Annotated in this window: 16 protein-coding genes; 7 read left to right on the top strand and 9 right to left on the bottom strand. The window is 62.7% G+C overall.

Going from position 1 to position 15897, the window contains the following annotated elements; all coding sequences use genetic code 11:
• Nucleotides 1-29: 29 nt before the first annotated feature.
• From DM373_RS10640 to DM373_RS10630, 3 genes are all read right to left on the bottom strand, one after another.
• The gene (locus tag DM373_RS10640; RefSeq protein WP_110993528.1) at nucleotides 30-485 is read right to left on the bottom strand and encodes an REP-associated tyrosine transposase; all 456 of its coding nucleotides are present in this window, start codon (nucleotides 483-485) and stop codon (nucleotides 30-32) included.
• Between the two features lie 236 nt (nucleotides 486-721).
• Nucleotides 722-2071, bottom strand: a complete 1350-nt coding sequence (locus DM373_RS10635; protein ID WP_279630464.1) for a heavy metal sensor histidine kinase — start codon at nucleotides 2069-2071, stop codon at nucleotides 722-724.
• Entirely contained in the window at nucleotides 2071-2751 is a 681-nt protein-coding gene (locus tag DM373_RS10630) for a heavy metal response regulator transcription factor (protein WP_110993527.1), read from the bottom strand. The genes DM373_RS10635 and DM373_RS10630 overlap by 1 nt, the downstream gene beginning before the upstream one ends.
• Nucleotides 2752-2992: 241 nt before the next feature.
• Between DM373_RS10630 and DM373_RS10625 the strand changes: the two genes are divergently transcribed.
• Both DM373_RS10625 and queF read left to right on the top strand, forming a co-directional pair.
• A complete protein-coding gene (locus DM373_RS10625; RefSeq protein ID WP_110993526.1) occupies nucleotides 2993-3511 on the top strand; it encodes a cupredoxin domain-containing protein in 519 nt (172 codons plus the stop codon).
• A gap of 68 nt (nucleotides 3512-3579) precedes the next feature.
• Nucleotides 3580-4410 carry an NADPH-dependent 7-cyano-7-deazaguanine reductase QueF gene (gene queF / locus DM373_RS10620; RefSeq protein WP_110993525.1) on the top strand — a complete coding sequence of 277 codons (831 nt, stop codon included), beginning with the start codon at nucleotides 3580-3582 and terminating at the stop codon, nucleotides 4408-4410.
• A 141-nt stretch (nucleotides 4411-4551) separates the two neighbouring features.
• On the opposite strand, the gene DM373_RS10615 is transcribed toward queF, so the two are convergent.
• Together DM373_RS10615 and pcrP are read right to left on the bottom strand one after the other, a co-directional pair.
• Nucleotides 4552-4815 (bottom strand): DUF4404 family protein, encoded by a 264-nt coding sequence (locus DM373_RS10615; RefSeq protein ID WP_110993524.1) that lies wholly within the window; start codon nucleotides 4813-4815, stop codon nucleotides 4552-4554.
• A gap of 123 nt (nucleotides 4816-4938) precedes the next feature.
• Nucleotides 4939-5502 (bottom strand): HAD superfamily inactivated hydrolase PcrP, encoded by a 564-nt coding sequence (gene pcrP / locus DM373_RS10610; RefSeq protein ID WP_110993523.1) that lies wholly within the window; start codon nucleotides 5500-5502, stop codon nucleotides 4939-4941.
• Between the two features lie 190 nt (nucleotides 5503-5692).
• Here pcrP and DM373_RS10605 point away from each other — a divergent pair, with 190 nt between their 5' ends.
• On the top strand, nucleotides 5693-6400 hold the full coding sequence (locus DM373_RS10605; RefSeq protein ID WP_110993522.1) for an MlaA family lipoprotein: 708 nt from the start codon (nucleotides 5693-5695) through the stop codon (nucleotides 6398-6400).
• Between the two features lie 231 nt (nucleotides 6401-6631).
• Nucleotides 6632-7933, top strand: coding sequence for a hypothetical protein (locus DM373_RS10600; protein WP_167409822.1), 1302 nt, complete (start codon nucleotides 6632-6634; stop codon nucleotides 7931-7933).
• 24 nt (nucleotides 7934-7957) lie between these two features.
• Here the strand turns inward: DM373_RS10600 and DM373_RS10595 are convergent, their stop codons facing one another.
• Nucleotides 7958-8257: a PilZ domain-containing protein gene (locus tag DM373_RS10595; RefSeq protein ID WP_110993520.1), complete on the bottom strand. Its 300-nt coding sequence runs from the start codon at nucleotides 8255-8257 to the stop codon at nucleotides 7958-7960.
• Nucleotides 8258-8631: 374 nt separating this feature from the next.
• Between DM373_RS10595 and rssB the strand changes: the two genes are divergently transcribed.
• Entirely contained in the window at nucleotides 8632-9816 is a 1185-nt protein-coding gene (gene rssB, locus DM373_RS10590; protein ID WP_110993519.1) for a two-component system response regulator RssB, read from the top strand.
• Nucleotides 9813-10295 (top strand): anti-sigma factor antagonist RssC, encoded by a 483-nt coding sequence (rssC, locus tag DM373_RS10585; RefSeq protein ID WP_110993518.1) that lies wholly within the window; start codon nucleotides 9813-9815, stop codon nucleotides 10293-10295. The genes rssB and rssC overlap by 4 nt, the downstream gene beginning before the upstream one ends.
• Before the next feature lie 120 nt (nucleotides 10296-10415).
• Here rssC and DM373_RS10580 read toward each other — a convergent pair whose 3' ends face one another.
• The 3 genes from DM373_RS10580 to dusA all read right to left on the bottom strand — a co-directional run bounded on the left by DM373_RS10580 (nucleotide 10416) and on the right by dusA (nucleotide 14863).
• Nucleotides 10416-12278, bottom strand: a complete 1863-nt coding sequence (locus DM373_RS10580; protein ID WP_110993517.1) for an alkaline phosphatase D family protein — start codon at nucleotides 12276-12278, stop codon at nucleotides 10416-10418.
• A 183-nt stretch (nucleotides 12279-12461) separates the two neighbouring features.
• The gene (tal, locus tag DM373_RS10575; RefSeq protein WP_110993516.1) at nucleotides 12462-13388 is read right to left on the bottom strand and encodes a transaldolase; all 927 of its coding nucleotides are present in this window, start codon (nucleotides 13386-13388) and stop codon (nucleotides 12462-12464) included.
• Between the two features lie 464 nt (nucleotides 13389-13852).
• A complete protein-coding gene (dusA, locus tag DM373_RS10570; RefSeq protein WP_110993515.1) occupies nucleotides 13853-14863 on the bottom strand; it encodes a tRNA dihydrouridine(20/20a) synthase DusA in 1011 nt (336 codons plus the stop codon).
• Nucleotides 14864-14967: 104 nt separating this feature from the next.
• Here dusA and DM373_RS10565 point away from each other — a divergent pair.
• Nucleotides 14968-15897: site-specific integrase (locus DM373_RS10565; RefSeq protein ID WP_110993514.1), on the top strand; the 930-nt coding region annotated here is incomplete at its 3' end.

Here is a 15897-nt window from a genome sequence, read left to right as displayed (position 1 = left end):
GCGTGGGAGCGGGCTTGCCCCGCGATGGATCAGACCCATACGGCATCCCAGTGCGGGTACTCCCCCAAACGCTTGGCGAGCCCTGACCTCAAGGGATTTGCCAGCACATACCTGGCGAACTCGCGAAGGTCTTCCTCGCGTCTCAACGCCCTGTCGTGATACCCCGGCTGCCACAGCGGCCCGTTGAGCATTCCCAGCTTGAACAGTGAACATCGGCTACGTGACTTGAAGCGGCGCATGACCGTGGCAAGCGTGTCTTCACCCAGTTCAATCAACCAATGCACGTGATCTGGCATGATCACCCACGCCAGGCTTTGCAAGGATCCTTCCTGTTCGGCTTGGTTGAAATGCAGAGGCAGGCTGCGGGCGGCTTGAAAGTCTGCAAAGTACGGGAAACGGTCTTTGGTGGTTGTAGTCAGCAGATAGGCCCGACCTGGCTCGGAGAATCGGCCACGGCGCAGTCGGTGAGAAGCAGGGCAGTCCATAGCGCCTCCTTAAGGTAAAACTTCAAGTTAGATGGCTGGTGCAATTGCCATCTATGCGAAGCGCTACTGCATGTTTCCAGTGCGTCCCTATCGCGGGGCAAGCCCGCTCCCACGCCGAAATTCGATACCAGATGCAGTGCAGTGGCCTCACGTGTTGCATTTGTATGCAACTTCTTGGAGCAGTCGAAGGCGTGGGAGCGGGCTTGCCCCGCGAAGGACTGCAAAGCAGCCCCAGTTCACGGCTTGTCAGGCAGCTCGATCACAAACCGTGTCCAGCCATCCGCGCACTCTGCCCTGATGCTTCCCCCATGCGCCTGCACGATCGAGCGGGTGATCGCCAAACCCAACCCCGCATGCTCGCTGCTGCCTTCCTGGCGGGCCGGGTCTGCCCGATAAAAACGGTCGAACAATCGCTCCAGCAGCGGTGGCGCAATCGCCGGCCCCTGATTGGCCACCACGATGCGCAGCCTGGGCTCCAGCGTCACGCGTATCTCGCCTGCGGCAGGGGTAAAGCGCAGGGCGTTGTCCAGCAGGTTGGACAGCGCCCGGCGCAGCATGTGCCGGTCGCCTTCGGTGTGCGCCGTACCCTCGCGCTGCAGCCGCACCTCGGCGTCTTCGGCCAGCGGCGCGTAGTACTCCAGCAATGCGTCCACCTCCGCCGCCAGGTCCAGAGGCTGGCGGCTGGGCATCAGCAGGCCGTGGTCGGCCTTGGCCAGGTAGAGCATGTCGTTGACCAGCTGGGCCATCCATTGCAGCTCTTCCAGATTGCCGTGCAGCGCTTCGCGGTACTCCTCGAGGCTGCGCGGGCGGGTGAGGGTGACCTGGGTGTGGGTGAGCAGGTTGGACAGCGGCGTGCGCAGCTCATGGGCGATGTCGGCAGAGAACGCCGACAGACGCTGGAAGGCGTCATCCAGGCGCTGCAGCATGGCGTTGACCGTGGCGCCCAGCTCGGCCAGCTCCTCGGGCAATTGCGCCAGCGGCAGGCGCGTGGTCAGTGAGCGGGCGTTGACGCTGGCGGCCACCTTGCCCATCTGCCGCAGCGGCTTGAGCCCGCGGCGCGCGGCCCAGGCGCCGAGCAGCGCGGTGGCCAGCGCGGACAGGCCGACGGTGAGCCAGATCAGGCGCTGCATGCTCTGCAGGAAGTGTTGGTGATGGGTGATGTCGAGAAACAGGGTCAGCTGCGGGGCGCTTGGCTGATGGTCTGCCAGCGCGGTGCTCAGGCTGCGATAGTCGATGCCGCTGGTATGCAGGGTCGCAAGGCCTGCGTCGCGCGGTTCGTCCGGCAGGCCGGGACGGCTGTCGAACCAGGTTGTGCCGTCGGCGCCCCGCAAACGCAGGGCCAGCTCGGACTGGTGGCTCAGTTCGTCGCGCAACAGGGGCAGGCGTGAGCGCAGCTGCTCAGGCGTGGCCACACCCTCGAGCAGGCTGCGCATCAATGACAGCCGGCCGCTGAGCAACTGCTGGTCGAGTTCGACGAAGTGCTGTTCGCTGGCGCGGTTGAACAACAGCCCGGCACCCAACGAGACGCTGGCGGTGCAGGCGGCGAACAGCAGGGCCAGGCGGCCGCCGAGGGACAGGCGGCGCATCAGTCCTGGCGCTCTTCGAGCACATAACCCATGCCGCGCACGGTATGGATCAGCTTGGTGGCGTGGCTGTCGTCGATCTTCAGGCGCAGACGGCGGATGGCCACTTCGATGACATTGGTGTCGCTGTCGAAATTCATGTCCCACACCTGGGAGGCGATCAGCGACTTGGGCAGCACCTCGCCCTGGCGGCGCAGCAGCAGTTCGAGCAGGGCGAACTCCTTGGCGGTCAGGTCGATGCGCTGGCCCGAGCGTTCGGCCCGGCGGCGGATCAGGTCCAGGCGCAGGTCGGCGAGCAGCAGGCAGGTGTCCTGGCTGGCGCTGGCGCCGCGGCGCAGCAGGCTGCGTACGCGGGCCAGCAGCTCGGAGAAGGCGAAGGGCTTGACCAGGTAATCGTCGGCGCCCAGCTCCAGGCCGTGCACGCGGTCTTCGACGGCATCGCGGGCGGTGAGGAACAGTACCGGGGTGGCCAGGCCCGCCTGGCGCACCGCCTGGAGGATCTGCCAGCCATTGCGCCCGGGCAGCATCACGTCGAGGATCAGCAGGTCGTGGTCGCCAGTCAGCGCCAGGTGCTGGCCAGTGTCGCCGTCACCGGCCAGCTCGGTGTTGAAGCCGGCCTCGCTCAGGCCCTGGGCCAGGTATTGGCCGGTCTTGGCCTGGTCTTCGACGATCAGTAGTTTCATGGGCGTCCACAGTTCTGAAGATTCACTCGGGCCCTGTGGGAGCGGGTTCACCCGCGAATACGTCGGTGCATTCACTGCAGCATTCGCGGGTAAACCCGCTCCCACAAAGACAGTGCTCGAAATCATACGTGACGATCCGCTGCCTCGCCCAAGCTGACAAAGTTGTAATCTTCCCGTCAGCCAGCTGCCAGCCGGCGCTTTCCAGAATGGCCTCATTCTCGCTGCAGTTCCCGGAGTTCACATGAAGCACCTGTTCATCACCGCCGCCCTTGCGCTGGCCAGCCTGCCCACCTTCGCCGACCAAGCACAGCACTTCGCCTTCGGCGAGCCGGCGCCGGCAGCCAAGGCCACCCGCACCGTCGAGGTCGTGCTCAAGGATATCGCCTTCGAGCCCAAGAGCCTCAAGGTCAAGGCCGGTGAGACGGTACGTTTCGTGCTGGTCAACGAAGGCAAGCTGCCCCACGAGTTCAACCTGGGTGACAAGGCCATGCATGTAGAGCACCAGAAAGAGATGGTGGCGATGCAGGGCAAGATCTTCACCGCCGGCATGAACCACGAGGGCATGGACCATGGCCAGATGGGCCACGGCCAGATGAGCCAGGGCGGCCACGCGCACGGCGGCGGCAACACCGTGCTGGTGCAGCCCGGCCAGCGCGCCGAATTGGCCTGGACCTTCCGCAGCTCGGCGCCCATCGAGTTCGCCTGCAACGTACCCGGGCACTACCAGGCTGGCATGGTCGGCCCACTGACCATCGAGTAGCTTGCGCTCCAAGGCGGGGTGTAAAACCGGTAGACTAAGGGCATTTTCGAACCCTCAGGTCAGTTTCCATGCATCCCGCCGCCGAACACTCCCCGCTGGGCAAGTCCAGCGAATACATCGCCACCTACACCCCCGCGCTGCTGTTCCCCATTCCGCGCCTGGCCAAGTGGGCCGAGCTGGGGGTCAGCGGCGACGCCCTGCCGTGGCAGGGCGTGGATTTCTGGAACTGCTTCGAGCTGTCCTGGCTGCTGCCGTCGGGCAAGCCGGTGGTGGCCATCGCCGAGTTCGCCATCCCCTGCGACTCGCCGAACATCATCGAATCGAAGTCGTTCAAGCTGTACCTCAACTCGCTGAACCAGACCGTGTTCGCGTCTGTGGCCGAGTTGCAGGCCTGCCTTGAGAAAGACCTGTCCGGCGCTGCCGGCAAGCCGGTGCTGGTCAAGGTCCGCACCCTGGCCGAAGTCGAAGCGCAGGGCGTGACCGCCTTGCCAGGCCAGTGCATCGATGCGCTGGACATCACCATCAGCAACTATGAACAGCCACAGCCTGAGTTGCTGCGCTGCTCTGCGGAGCGCGTGGTGGAAGAGACCGTGCACAGCCACCTGCTCAAGTCCAACTGCCCGGTGACCGGCCAGCCGGACTGGGGCAGCGTGGTGGTGGAGTACAAGGGGCGGGCGCTGGATCACGCCAGCCTGCTGACCTACCTGATCAGCTTCCGCCAGCATGCCGATTTCCATGAGCAGTGCGTGGAGCGTATTTACCTGGACCTGAAGAAGCTGCTGCAGCCGGAGCACCTGACGGTGTACGCGCGGTATGTGCGCCGGGGTGGGCTGGACATCAACCCGTACCGCAGCACCAGGCCGATCAGCCCGGCGAACCTGCGCCTGGTTCGTCAGTAAGGCAATTGGGGCCGCGTTGCGGCCCATCACTGGCAAGCCAGCTCCCACACCGACGGCACACTTCAAGCCATGTGCTGCTTCTGTGGGAGCCGGCTTGCCGGCGAAAGGGCTGCAACGCAGCCCCAGCGGTGTTTGAAAGGCTCAGATCCCCATGCTGTGCAACGAATTGACGATGCTGCGCAGGGTGGCGGTCAGGTCCGGGTGGTCGGCCTCGAAGCGTTCGATGGCAAGGTTTACGCCATCCACCAGATTGTTGTCCGGCGTGGCTTCCTCAAGTTTCAGTTGAGCCTCGATCTGTCGGGCTTCTTCATGCAGGTTGGCCAGTTCTTCATCCGAAAGCGGCACGTTGCGGTCCAGTTGCTCGCGCAGGCTGTTGAGGCGCTCTTGCAGTTCGCGGGCAGGCATTGTTCGTTCTCCATCAATGGCTTGGCAAGGCATGGACCTCGGCGCAATGGTAAAGGTTCGTGCCTGACCTCTAGCGTAATCCACCTGCCGGTGCTTTGCATGACCCGTATCAACGCGGACGTGTCAGGGCTTCTCGCCCTTGTGCCGGCGCAGGGCGATGTCCGACAGGCAGGTGTCGAGGGCTTCCAGATGGTCGATGACCGAGTGCACGCCCAGGCCGAACAGCTCGAGCGTGGCCTTGCCGCGGGCACGCTCCTGCTCCTGCTGGGTCATGGCCTGCCACTGGCTTGAGGCCTGGTCACAGGACGGGCTGCAGGCGGCCAGGCCGACGGTCCACAACCCGGCGTTCAGGCCCGACTGCAGCAGCAGCGGCTCGCCACTGATCAGCACGCAGCCTTCCAGTTGCTGGCTTTCGAGGGCCATCAGGGCCTGCCAGCAGGCATTTGGCGCCGGCCATTTGCAGCCGTTGCTGGGCAGGCCCGGCAGCCACTCAGGGAGTACGCTGGTCAGGCGTTTGCCCGCGCTGGGGCTGACCTCGTCGAGCCAGATGCAGGGCACTTGGCGGGCGCGCAGGCTGGCCAGCAAGGCCAGGGCGCCGGGAGCGGGCAGGGGGCTGCCGTCGCTGGCATGGACCAGGCAGCCACGCAGGCCGAACAGCACGGCAGTGAAGGCAGGTGCGTCTTGCATGGCTACTTCCCTGAAATACCCTGCAGGCTATCCAGCGTTTGTTACCGAGCGATGACTGCAACAGTTGTTCACAAAATGTTGAGCTAATTTATGTAAAGCTGTTTATCAGCCAGCGACCCATTATACTGGCGCCTTGTTCTGCAGCGCGCCATCAGCCGTTGCGGCCGTGAAATCCGAGGGAGAAACATCTATGCGTAGGATCGGTGCCGGAGTGATCGAGCGACTCACCCAGGCCTGTGTCTGCGCCAGCCTGTTGCTGGCGCCCGTGGCAGCCACCCAGGCGGCCACCGAGGACGACCCGTGGGAGACGGTCAACCGACCGATCTTCAAGTTCAACGATGTGTTGGATACCTACGCCCTCAAGCCCCTGGCCCAGGGTTACCAGGCCGTCACCCCGCAGTTCCTCGAAGATGGCATCCACAACATCTTCCGCAACCTGGGCGATGTGACCAACCTGGCCAACAACGTGCTGCAGCTCAAGCCGCGTGCGGCGGGCATCGACACGGCACGTTTGATCGTCAACACCACCTTCGGCCTGGGCGGCTTCTTCGATGTCGGCACCAAGATGGGCCTGCAGCGCAGCGACGAAGACTTCGGCCAGACCCTCGGTTACTGGGGCGTGCCCAGCGGCCCCTACGTGGTCATCCCGCTGCTTGGCCCAAGCACCGTGCGTGACGGCCTGGCCAAGTACCCGGACACCTACACCGAACCCTACCGCTATATCGACCACGTGCCGACGCGCAACTCGATCTTCGCCCTGGACGTGATCGATACCCGCGCCAGCCTGTTGCCTGCCGAGAAGCTGATCCAGGGTGACAAGTACATCTTCATCCGCAACGCCTACCTGCAAAACCGTGAGTTCAAGGTCAAGGATGGCGAAGTCGAAGACGATTTCTGATCACTGAGATCATTGCGCGACGCCCATGCCTCATGGCATGGGCAAGCCGCTCTCCCGGCACCCATGAACGCCTCGATTGATTCGGGGCGTTTGTTTGTCTGCGTCCCGCTTTTACAGATCAAATGAAGCACAACGCCTTCTCTCACGGTCTTGGCCTGCTCGTACTGAGGTAAATGCCTGCGACCTGGCATTTTTGCTAGTTTCATCGCAGGGCAGATCGGGCTTATATAAATGCAGCTCGGTATGAAAAGGCGGCGTGGTGCTATGAAGAGGGTATCCAAATACAAACCCGGCGATCTCAATCTGGAGTTCAATGGTGGCAAAGTTGATCTCTCTCATTTGCTCAAGCTGCCGAATGATAAAGTCAAGTTGGTGGCGCTGAAACCCACCCTTGATGGCGCATTGCTGGTTGCCGGGGGCACTTTGCTCAGTGGTGCTCGATGCATCACCAAATTTACCAAGGCCGGTAATCGGGATCAGGCCTTCGGAGAGGATGGGGTCATCGATGTAAACGCATTCCAGTCGCTACAGGTCGCCGGCGATGGAAGTTTTTATATGGCTGATAAGCTCGATCGTGCCCGGTTGTTTGTGCAGAAATACCTGCCAAATGGAAATCTCGACTCAAGTTACGGTCAAGATGGGGTAGCGATTGTCGACTTCGCTCCGGTAGATCAGCGGAGCGTCGCAGATGTGAGCCACGCCTCACGGTTTCCGGAAATAGGCGATAGTGTGACTGCCATGTTGAGCGGCAAAAGCCTTTACCTTGTAAGTGCAAGCGTATGGGGTGGGTGGGGAGGCTTTAGGACCGTCGTGGCACGTCTGAATGAAAACGGCGTACTTGATCAGGCATTTGGAGAAAACGGCGTTTATCATTTTGACAGTAAAGAATTTGGGTTTTCGCTGCCCCGTGGGGTTGATCGTCAGAAAACGTTGCCTGGGCGCGAAGACTTGCTGCTGATGCTTACGCAAACGGGAGAATACCTGGGGCAGCCTGGGCTCAAGGGCTATCTGGTTCGTTTCACGGGGGGAGAGACGATAGACGAACAATTCGGCGAGAATGGTTTTTATACTTTCGAAATGGATGAGATGGAGGGGGTCGATTTTTTTGTTGATGAAGATCAACGCATCAAGTTGCACGGAATCTATCCAGGGCGGGCTGATCTGCGCATTATTGGGTTGAGCAAGGATGGAAAATTAGATGGTGGTTTCAATAATGGTCAGGAATTGATAATTCCCGCGCCGCCGGAAACCATTTTTGGCTCGAATCTCCGCTCCCATGGGGTTGGAGAAACTTATCGATTCGTCTTTCACTCCGCTACTTTGGCGGAGTCGGCAGAGCGGACTCAAGTGCGACGATATCTGGAATCCGGGCTTGCGGACAGCCATTTCGGAGAAAGTGGAATTGTGACATTGCCAAGGAAGCAGAGTGAAGGTTTTGCCCTATTGATGCCCACTTTTCTGGAGCCTGTCACACCAGATGGCGACTTGATACATACCACGCTGGATGACATCTATTGGTTGCTTGGCTCTTGAGTGGCATTCGATTGGGCCACCCCTTCAGTGCATCGCCAGGATGCGCAGCCCGAACTTCTGCACACCCCCCGGCTGGTCGGCGATCCATACCACTTCGGTGCTGGCATGCAGGCCCTTGAGGGCAGGGTGGTCGGAGTCGATGCGTACCTCGACGCGGTCGCCCACCTGGAAGCGCTGTGGCGCCTGCACTTGCATCCCGCTGCTGGACAGGTCCAGGCAGACGGCGGCAATTACCTGGCCCTCATGCAGCAGGCTGACCTCGGTGTCGATGCGCATGCGAATGAAATCGCGTTTTTCACTGTGGCTGTCGGGCGTCAGGTGCATGCTCGGTCCTTTCCATCGGTTGCGCCGCTGTGCAGGCTGTAGGGCCGATCATACGTCCAGGCAAATTGCATCGGCAATCTTCAGTTGCACGGCAGGCCAGCAGCGTCTGCAGGGCCTGCGGATATGCATATCAGTCTGCGAAACAGAGCCCTTAATAACCACGAGTGATTACTGCGCAGCACTCGACCCTTGCATGCTTGAAACGCCCGGCGGATGGGAGTACCGTCTGCGCCTTACAGGGCACCACTGCTATTTGCCGGGCGAGTTTTCTTGTCCTACAACTCAGAGAGTGAGTGATCACACAGTATTCCAGTAGCTTTGCGTCGGCTTGCCGACGCCCGCTACGCCAACCCAAATCGGCGCCGTTCGCCCACATGCAGAAAACCAGTGCAACGCTGCTGATTATCGATGACGACGATGTGGTCCGTGCCAGCCTCGCCGCCTATCTGGAAGACAGTGGCTTCAGCGTCCTCCAGGCCGGGAACGGCCAGCAGGGCCTTCAGGTCTTCGAAGAACACCAGCCCGACCTCGTGATCTGCGATCTGCGCATGCCGCAGATGGGCGGCCTCGAACTGATCCGCCAGATCAGCGAGCGCGCGCCGCAGTTGCCGGTGATCGTGGTGTCCGGTGCCGGTGTCATGAGCGACGCGGTCGAGGCCTTGCGCCTGGGCGCCGCCGATTACCTGATCAAGCCGCTTGAAGACCTCGCCGTGCTCGAGCACTCGGTGCGCCGCGCGCTCGACCGCTCGCGCCTGGTGCTGGAGAACCAGCGCTACCGCGACAAGCTCGAAGCCGCCAACCGCGAGCTCGAGGCCAGCCTGCACCTGCTGCAGGAAGACCAGACCGCCGGGCGCCAGGTGCAGATGAACATGCTGCCCGAGAACCCTTGGGTTGCCGGCGAATACACCTTCGAGCACCAAATCATCCCGTCGCTGTACCTGTCGGGCGACTTTGCCGACTACTTCCGCGTGGATGAACGGCGCATTGCGTTCTACCTGGCAGACGTTTCCGGCCATGGTGCGTCGTCGGCGTTCGTCACCGTGCTGCTCAAGTTCATGACCACGCGTTTGCTGTTCGAATTCAAGCGCGGCAGCAAGGTGCGTGAATTCAAGCCTTCGGAAGTGCTCAGCCACATCAACCGCGGGCTGATCAACTGCAAGCTGGGCAAGCATGTGACCATGGTCGGTGGCGTCATCGACGAGGAAACCGGCCTGCTCACCTACAGCGTCGGCGGCCATTTGCCGTTGCCGGTGCTGTACACCCCGGGTGAAGTCCGCTACCTGGAGGGCCGCGGCCTGCCGGTGGGGCTGTTCGAAGAGGCCAGTTACCAGGACCTGGTGCTGGAGCTGCCACCGCAGTTCAGCCTCACGCTCATGTCCGATGGCATTCTGGACCTTTTGCCAGGGGGCACACTCAAAGATAAGGAAGCGACCTTGCCGGAAATCGTCAAGGAAGCGGGGGGTAGCCTGGAGGGGCTGCGCCAACGATTCGAATTGGCTACGCTTGGGGAGATGCCGGATGATATCGCCCTATTGGTGTTGAGCAGGAACCTTGAATGAGTACCGGTAGAATCCAGTTCGCCGAACAGAGCGGCACCTTCGTTCTGAAATTTGTCGGTGAAGTGCGCCTGACCCTGTGTTCGGCGCTGGATGCGACGATCGAGAAGATTTTCACTGCGTTGAACTTCTCGGCCATCGTCATCGACCTGACCGAAACCGAAAGCATCGACAGCACCACGCTGGGCCTGTTGGCCAAGCTGTCGATCCTGTCGCGGCAGAAAATCGGCCTGCTGCCGACCGTGGTCACCACCAACCCGGACATCTCGCGCCTGTTGCAGTCCATGGGCTTCGACCAGGTGTTCAACATCGTCGACCGCCCGGTGCCATGCCCCGAGTGCCTGACCGACCTGCCGTCGCAGGACCAGAGCGAAGACGTGGTACGTTCCAAGGTGCTGGAGGCGCACAAGATCCTCATGGGGCTTAACGACTCCAACCGCGAGGCGTTCCACGACCTGGTGAGCGCGCTCGAACGTTCCTGATCCAGCGCCTGCACAAACCTCTTCGCGGCTAAAGCCGCTCCCACAGGAACAGCGAAATCCCTGTGGGAGCGGCTTTAGCCGCGAAGAGGCCGGCAAAACAGCCGCAAAACCTCCAGCCGTTCACTCCCGCCGCACAAACTCCGTCGCTGCCGCCCCATCGGCATTGAGCTGATACACCCGCTCTGGCCGCCCCTGCTCATCGAAAAACACCTGCCCCAGCCCCGCGCTGTTCCACAGCCGCTCACCGGCCTTGCTGTGGCTGGGCACCCGTGGCACCACCTCCATCTCCCGGCGCTTGGTGAACCAGTTGAGCGGCGAGCGCGGTGAATACAGCCAGCGGTTGAGCCGGTCGAGCACATCCAGCAGGCGCCGGGGGAATTCGTTCTTGATGCCGCTGCTGGTCACCTGCCACAGGTGCGGGCTGCGCTGGCGGTGGCGGATCAGCACTTCATAGACGAACGAGTAGTGCACGTCGCCCGACAGCACCACGTAATGCCCCGGCGTGCGCGAGTGGCGGAAGATGTTGAGGATCACCTGTGCCGCGCCGCGGTGGGCCATCCAGTTCTCGGCATCCACCAGCAGCGGGTAGCCCAGCGCACTGAAAACCCGCTGCACGGTTTCGATCAGCTTGACCCCGAAAATCGGCGCCGGCGAGACGATCACCGCCGAACGGTGGTCGATCAGCGCCTGCTGCAGTTCGCACAGCGCTTCCCAGTCGAGCAGGCCGGACGGTTTGCCCAGGTTGCCTTCGCTGCGCCAGCGGCGGGTGCGGGTGTCCAGCACCAGCAGCGGCGGGTTGCTGGGCAGCTCATATTGCCAACCCTGGAAGCGCAGCAGCTCGCCGATCAGTTCATCCTGGGAGGTGCACTGCCGAGCAAAGCGTTGGCACTGCTCGATCAGCGGCGCGCAGGCATCCGGGTCGTTGCCCCAGCCCTGGCACAGCAGGTAGCCGAGCAGCGCGTTGCCGATGATGCGCCGCGAGAACGGGTGGCCATAGGCGGTCTGTTCCCACTGCGCCGAGAGGTTCCAGTCATCGGTGATGTCGTGGTCGTCGAAGATCATCAGGCAGGGCAGGTGGGCCATGACCCGCGCCACCTGGCCCAGGCCATCGGCGAACGCTTCGATCAGCGGCAGTTCGTGCCGGTAGCGCGCCTGGCGTTGCTCACTGAGATCCGCCGGCATGTCCATCCGTACCAGCGCCCACGGCGTCGGCGACCACACCAGCAGGTACATGGCCATCACCTCGGCGAAGGTCACCAGGTGGTTGTCGGCATTGCTGGACGAGAAGATCGGCTTGCGCTTGCCACCGAAGAAGCGCTCGCGCAGGGTTTCGTTGCCCTGCTGGGCTGGCAGCAGGTCGGCGCGGTGGTAGTAGCAGGCCGGGTGGCGGTAGAGCGCCGCGCCGCTGTCGACCACGGCGCCCTCCAGGGGCTCGTCGAACAGCTCCAGGCGCTCGATGAGCTCATGGACGGCCCGCAGCATGGGGCCGGCGACGTCATCGGCGTACACCTGGTCGCCGGTCATCAACAGCACGGCGGGGCGTTGTTGCGGCTGGGTGCAGGCGGCCAGCAGGCGGTCGGCGCATAGCAGGCCGTCGGCCGCCGGGTGGTGCGGCTTGCGGCATGAACCGTGGAGCACCTGGTCGAGGCGCTCGCGCAGCACGAGATCTGGCCGGGTGGTGCCGGGGTAGAGCAGGTGTGGCGCCCAGTCGCCGATGCCCTGGCCGTTGATCAGCAGGTCGTATTCAAGCGCGATGTCGCAGGGCAGCGCCCGGTCGAAATGGATGTCCAGCAAGTGTACGAATGCCCGTGCGCCGACCGCGAGGGTGGTGCAGTGCAGGCTAGGGGTGATGCCCGGGTAGCCGAGCATGAATTCGAGCTGCAGCGGTTGCGAGCCGACCAGCCAGATGGCCAGGCGTTGGGGTTCGAGGCGGCGCAGTACCGGGCCGGCAAGAACAAGGGGCAATGGGGCGCGGGAGGTCATCGAGACGGCTCTGGGGGCTTAGCTGGCCTCTTCGCGGGGCAAGCCCGCTCCTACAGTTACAGCACAGGACTGATCCTGTAGGAGCGGGCTTGCCCCGCGAAGAGGCCCTTGATGCAGGGTGGTAAAACAAAGCGGGCGGAAAATGCTGCGCACTTCCCGCCCGATTGGCAAACCCGATATGTATCAGGCCTTTTCTGCCATCAGCTTCTCGAGCTTCTCCTGATCGCGGGCGAACTGGCGGATGCCCTCGGCCAGTTTCTCGGTGGCCATGGCGTCCTCGTTCATCGCCCAGCGGAACTGGCTTTCGTTCAACAGCTGCTTGGCTTCGCCGGCATTGCCCGGTTTGAGAATGCGCGGCAGCTCGCCCTGGTCGTCCGACAGCTGCTGCAGCAGCTCTGGGCTGATGGTCAGGCGATCGCAGCCGGCCAGTTGCTCGATCTGGCCGATATTGCGGAAGCTCGCGCCCATCACCACGGTGTTGTAGCCGTTGGTCTTGTAGTAGTCGTAGATGCGCGTGACCGACTGCACGCCCGGATCTTCGGCGCCCACATAGTCCTTGCCGGTGCTCTTCTTGTACCAGTCGTAGATGCGCCCCACGAACGGCGAGATCAGGAACACGCCGGCATCGGCGCAGGCCTGGGCCTGGGCGAAGGAGAACAGCAGGGTGAGGTTGGTCTGGATGCCTTCCTTCTCGAGCTTCTCGGCGGCGCGGATGCCCTCCCAGGTGGAGGCCAGCTTGATCAGCACGCGGTCGCGGGAAACGCCGGAGGCTTCGTACAGCTCGATCAGCAGGCGGGCCTTTTTCAGCAGTGCCGGCTCGTCGAACGACAGGCGCGCATCCACTTCAGTGGAGATCCGCCCAGGAATGGCTTTCAAAATACCCGCGCCCACCGCCACGGCGAAGGTGTCGCAGGCCAGGTCGACATTGCCCTTGGCCTCGGCCTTGACCTTTTTCAGCAGGTCGGCGTAACCCGGGATGGCCGCGGCCTTGAGCAGCAGCGACGGGTTGGTGGTGGCATCGACCGGTTTGAGCCGGGTGATGGCGTCCAGGTCCCCGGTGTCGGCGACCACGGTGGTGAACTGCTTGAGTTGTTCCAGCTTGGAGGTCATGGGCGTGCTCTGTCCTGTGCAATGACTCGACATTACCCGAGCCCTCACGCCCGCTCAAGGCCCCGTGTAGGAGCGGCCTTGCGCCGCGAAGGGCTGCGCAGCAGCCCCGGGGCCAGCCCGGGGATATGCCGAAGGTGACGATTCGAGTCGCAAGCTGACCGGAGGTTCCCGGCGCTATCGCACGCAGCACAAAGCCAATGGACAGCACACCTGAGCTGTGGGAGCGGGTTCACCCGCGAAGGCGGTCGTGAAGTTGCCGACGCATTTGCGGGTAAACCCGCTCCCACAGGGCCCCCGGCGTCTGCGTGGGAGCGGGCTTGCCCCGCGATGGGCTGCGCAGCAGCCCCGAGGCCAGCCCGGGGATATGCCGAAGGTAACGATTCGAGTCGAAAGTCGACGGGTGCTTCCCGGCGCTATCGTGCGCAGCACAAAGGCAATGGTTGCCTCACTTGGCCACGGCAGCCTCACCGCCCCTGCAACAACTCCGCCGCCTGGTCCAGCACCGCCAGCGGCGTGTCGGTCTTGTGAATGTCGGCCGACAGCAACTGCCGGAAGCGCCGCGCCCCCGGGAACCCCTGGCCCAGCCCGAGAATATGCCGGGTGATATGGTGCATCGCACCACCGCTTTCCATGTGCGCGACGATATAAGGCCGCAGCCGCTCCATCGCCTCGCTGCGGCTCACCACCGGCGCCTCGCTGCCAAACAACTGTTGGTCGACCTCGGCCAGCAGGTACGGGTTGTGATACGCCTCGCGCCCCAGCATTACCCCATCGAAGATCTGCAGGTGCGTGCGGCACTCTTCGAGGGTCTTGATGCCACCGTTGAGCACCAGTTCCAGGTCCGGGAAGTCCGCTTTCAACTGCGCCGCCACGTCATAGCGCAGCGGCGGGATCTCGCGGTTCTCCTTGGGCGACAGCCCTTCAAGAATGGCGATGCGCGCATGCACGGTGAAGCTGCGACAGCCGGCATCGCGCACCTGGCCAACGAAGTCGCACAGCTCGGCATAGCTGTCGCGGCCGTTGATGCCGATGCGGTGCTTGACCGTCACCGGAATATCGACCGCATCCTGCATGGCCTTGACGCAATCGCCCACCAGCGCCGGGTGGCCCATCAGGCAGGCGCCGATCATGTTGTTCTGCACCCGGTCGCTGGGGCAGCCGACGTTGAGGTTGACCTCGTCATAACCCGCCTGCTCGGCCAGCCGCGCACAGGCCGCCAGGTCCGCCGGCACGCTGCCGCCCAGTTGCAGGGCCAGCGGGTGCTCGGAGACGTCGTGGCGCAGGAAGCGCTGGGCGTCGTTGTGCAGCAGCGCGCCGGTGGTGACCATTTCGGTGTACAGCAGGGCGTTTTTCGACAGCAGGCGCAGGAAGAACCGGCAGTGGCGGTCCGTCCAGTCCATCATCGGTGCAACGCTGAAGCGGCGGGACGGCTCAGGGCGCGTGGTTTGTGGCTTTGAGGCAGTTTCTAGGGGCATTCTGGTCTACACATTCTTGTACCATTTTTCGCGGTTTTGGGACGTTTTTGGAGTGACAGTGGTACGATGTACCACCGCCAACCAGGCTTGTACCACCGGAAATCATGGCAACGATCAGAGCAAGGAAAAAGGCCGATGGAACGGTCAGCTATACCGTCCAGATCCGCCTCAAGAAAAAGGGTGTCCTAGTCTACCAAGAGTCCCAGACATTCGCCCGCAAGCAGGCGGCTCAAGCCTGGGCGAAGCGACGAGAGACCGAGTTGGCAGAGCCTGGCGCGATCGAGCGGGCCAACCGGGGTGGGCACGCGGTCAAGGACATGATCGATCGCTACCTGGTGGAGGCCGAGAAAGCCCGGCCCTTGGGCAAGACTAAGCGGCAGACCCTGCTGGCTATCAAGAACAGTTACCTCGGCGAGGTGGTTGACTCCGACATCTCTCAGCAGGTGCTGGTGGACTACGCCCTATGGCGTATGAGCCCTGAAGGCGGCGGTATCAAGCCGCAGACAGCCGGCAATGATCTGGCTCACCTAGGCTCAGTGTTGTCGCTGGCCAGGGCGGCGTGGGAGTACGTGGTCAACCCTCAAGCCATGCCCGACGCGCGCCTTGTGTTGAAGCGTCTCGGTTACAACATGAAAAGCCGGGAGCGGGATCGTCGGCCAACCCTCGAAGAGCTCGACAAGGTGCTTGAGCATTTTTTCGAGATGCTGGCACGTCGCCCAACCGTCATTCACATGCCCAAGGTCGTGGCGTTTGCCATCTTCTCGACGCGCCGTATGGATGAGATCGCGCGCATCTTGTGGGAGGATCTGGATGAGCACCGCCAGGCGGTGAAGGTGCGAGACATGAAGAACCCTGGGCAGAAGATCGGCAACGATGTGTGGTGCCATCTACCGGATGAGGCGTGGGCGATTGTGCAAAGCATGCCGCGTCAGTGCGCTGAGATCTTCCCTTACAACACAGATTCAATCGGCACGGCCTGGTCCAGGGCATGCAAGATGGTTGGCGTGGAAGACCTGCACTTCCACGATCTGCGC

This window comes from Pseudomonas sichuanensis (assembly GCF_003231305.1).
In the GTDB taxonomy this organism is placed as follows: Bacteria; Pseudomonadota; Gammaproteobacteria; order Pseudomonadales; family Pseudomonadaceae; genus Aquipseudomonas; species Aquipseudomonas sichuanensis.
This window is presented reverse-complemented; position numbering and strand designations above follow the sequence as displayed.

What these genes read in the sequence shown, in the direction of transcription:
- DM373_RS10640 (WP_110993528.1), bottom strand. Translation starts at nt 485, where the DNA reads ATGGACTGCCCTGCTTCTCACCGACTGCGCCGTGGCCGATTCTCCGAG.
- DM373_RS10635 (WP_279630464.1), bottom strand. Translation starts at nt 2,071, where the DNA reads ATGCGCCGCCTGTCCCTCGGCGGCCGCCTGGCCCTGCTGTTCGCCGCC.
- DM373_RS10630 (WP_110993527.1), bottom strand. Translation starts at nt 2,751, where the DNA reads ATGAAACTACTGATCGTCGAAGACCAGGCCAAGACCGGCCAATACCTG.
- DM373_RS10625 (WP_110993526.1), top strand. Translation starts at nt 2,993, where the DNA reads ATGAAGCACCTGTTCATCACCGCCGCCCTTGCGCTGGCCAGCCTGCCC.
- queF (WP_110993525.1), top strand. Translation starts at nt 3,580, where the DNA reads ATGCATCCCGCCGCCGAACACTCCCCGCTGGGCAAGTCCAGCGAATAC.
- DM373_RS10615 (WP_110993524.1), bottom strand. Translation starts at nt 4,815, where the DNA reads ATGCCTGCCCGCGAACTGCAAGAGCGCCTCAACAGCCTGCGCGAGCAA.
- pcrP (WP_110993523.1), bottom strand. Translation starts at nt 5,502, where the DNA reads ATGCAAGACGCACCTGCCTTCACTGCCGTGCTGTTCGGCCTGCGTGGC.
- DM373_RS10605 (WP_110993522.1), top strand. Translation starts at nt 5,693, where the DNA reads ATGCGTAGGATCGGTGCCGGAGTGATCGAGCGACTCACCCAGGCCTGT.
- DM373_RS10600 (WP_167409822.1), top strand. Translation starts at nt 6,632, where the DNA reads ATGCAGCTCGGTATGAAAAGGCGGCGTGGTGCTATGAAGAGGGTATCC.
- DM373_RS10595 (WP_110993520.1), bottom strand. Translation starts at nt 8,257, where the DNA reads ATGCACCTGACGCCCGACAGCCACAGTGAAAAACGCGATTTCATTCGC.
- rssB (WP_110993519.1), top strand. Translation starts at nt 8,632, where the DNA reads ATGCAGAAAACCAGTGCAACGCTGCTGATTATCGATGACGACGATGTG.
- rssC (WP_110993518.1), top strand. Translation starts at nt 9,813, where the DNA reads ATGAGTACCGGTAGAATCCAGTTCGCCGAACAGAGCGGCACCTTCGTT.
- DM373_RS10580 (WP_110993517.1), bottom strand. Translation starts at nt 12,278, where the DNA reads ATGACCTCCCGCGCCCCATTGCCCCTTGTTCTTGCCGGCCCGGTACTG.
- tal (WP_110993516.1), bottom strand. Translation starts at nt 13,388, where the DNA reads ATGACCTCCAAGCTGGAACAACTCAAGCAGTTCACCACCGTGGTCGCC.
- dusA (WP_110993515.1), bottom strand. Translation starts at nt 14,863, where the DNA reads ATGCCCCTAGAAACTGCCTCAAAGCCACAAACCACGCGCCCTGAGCCG.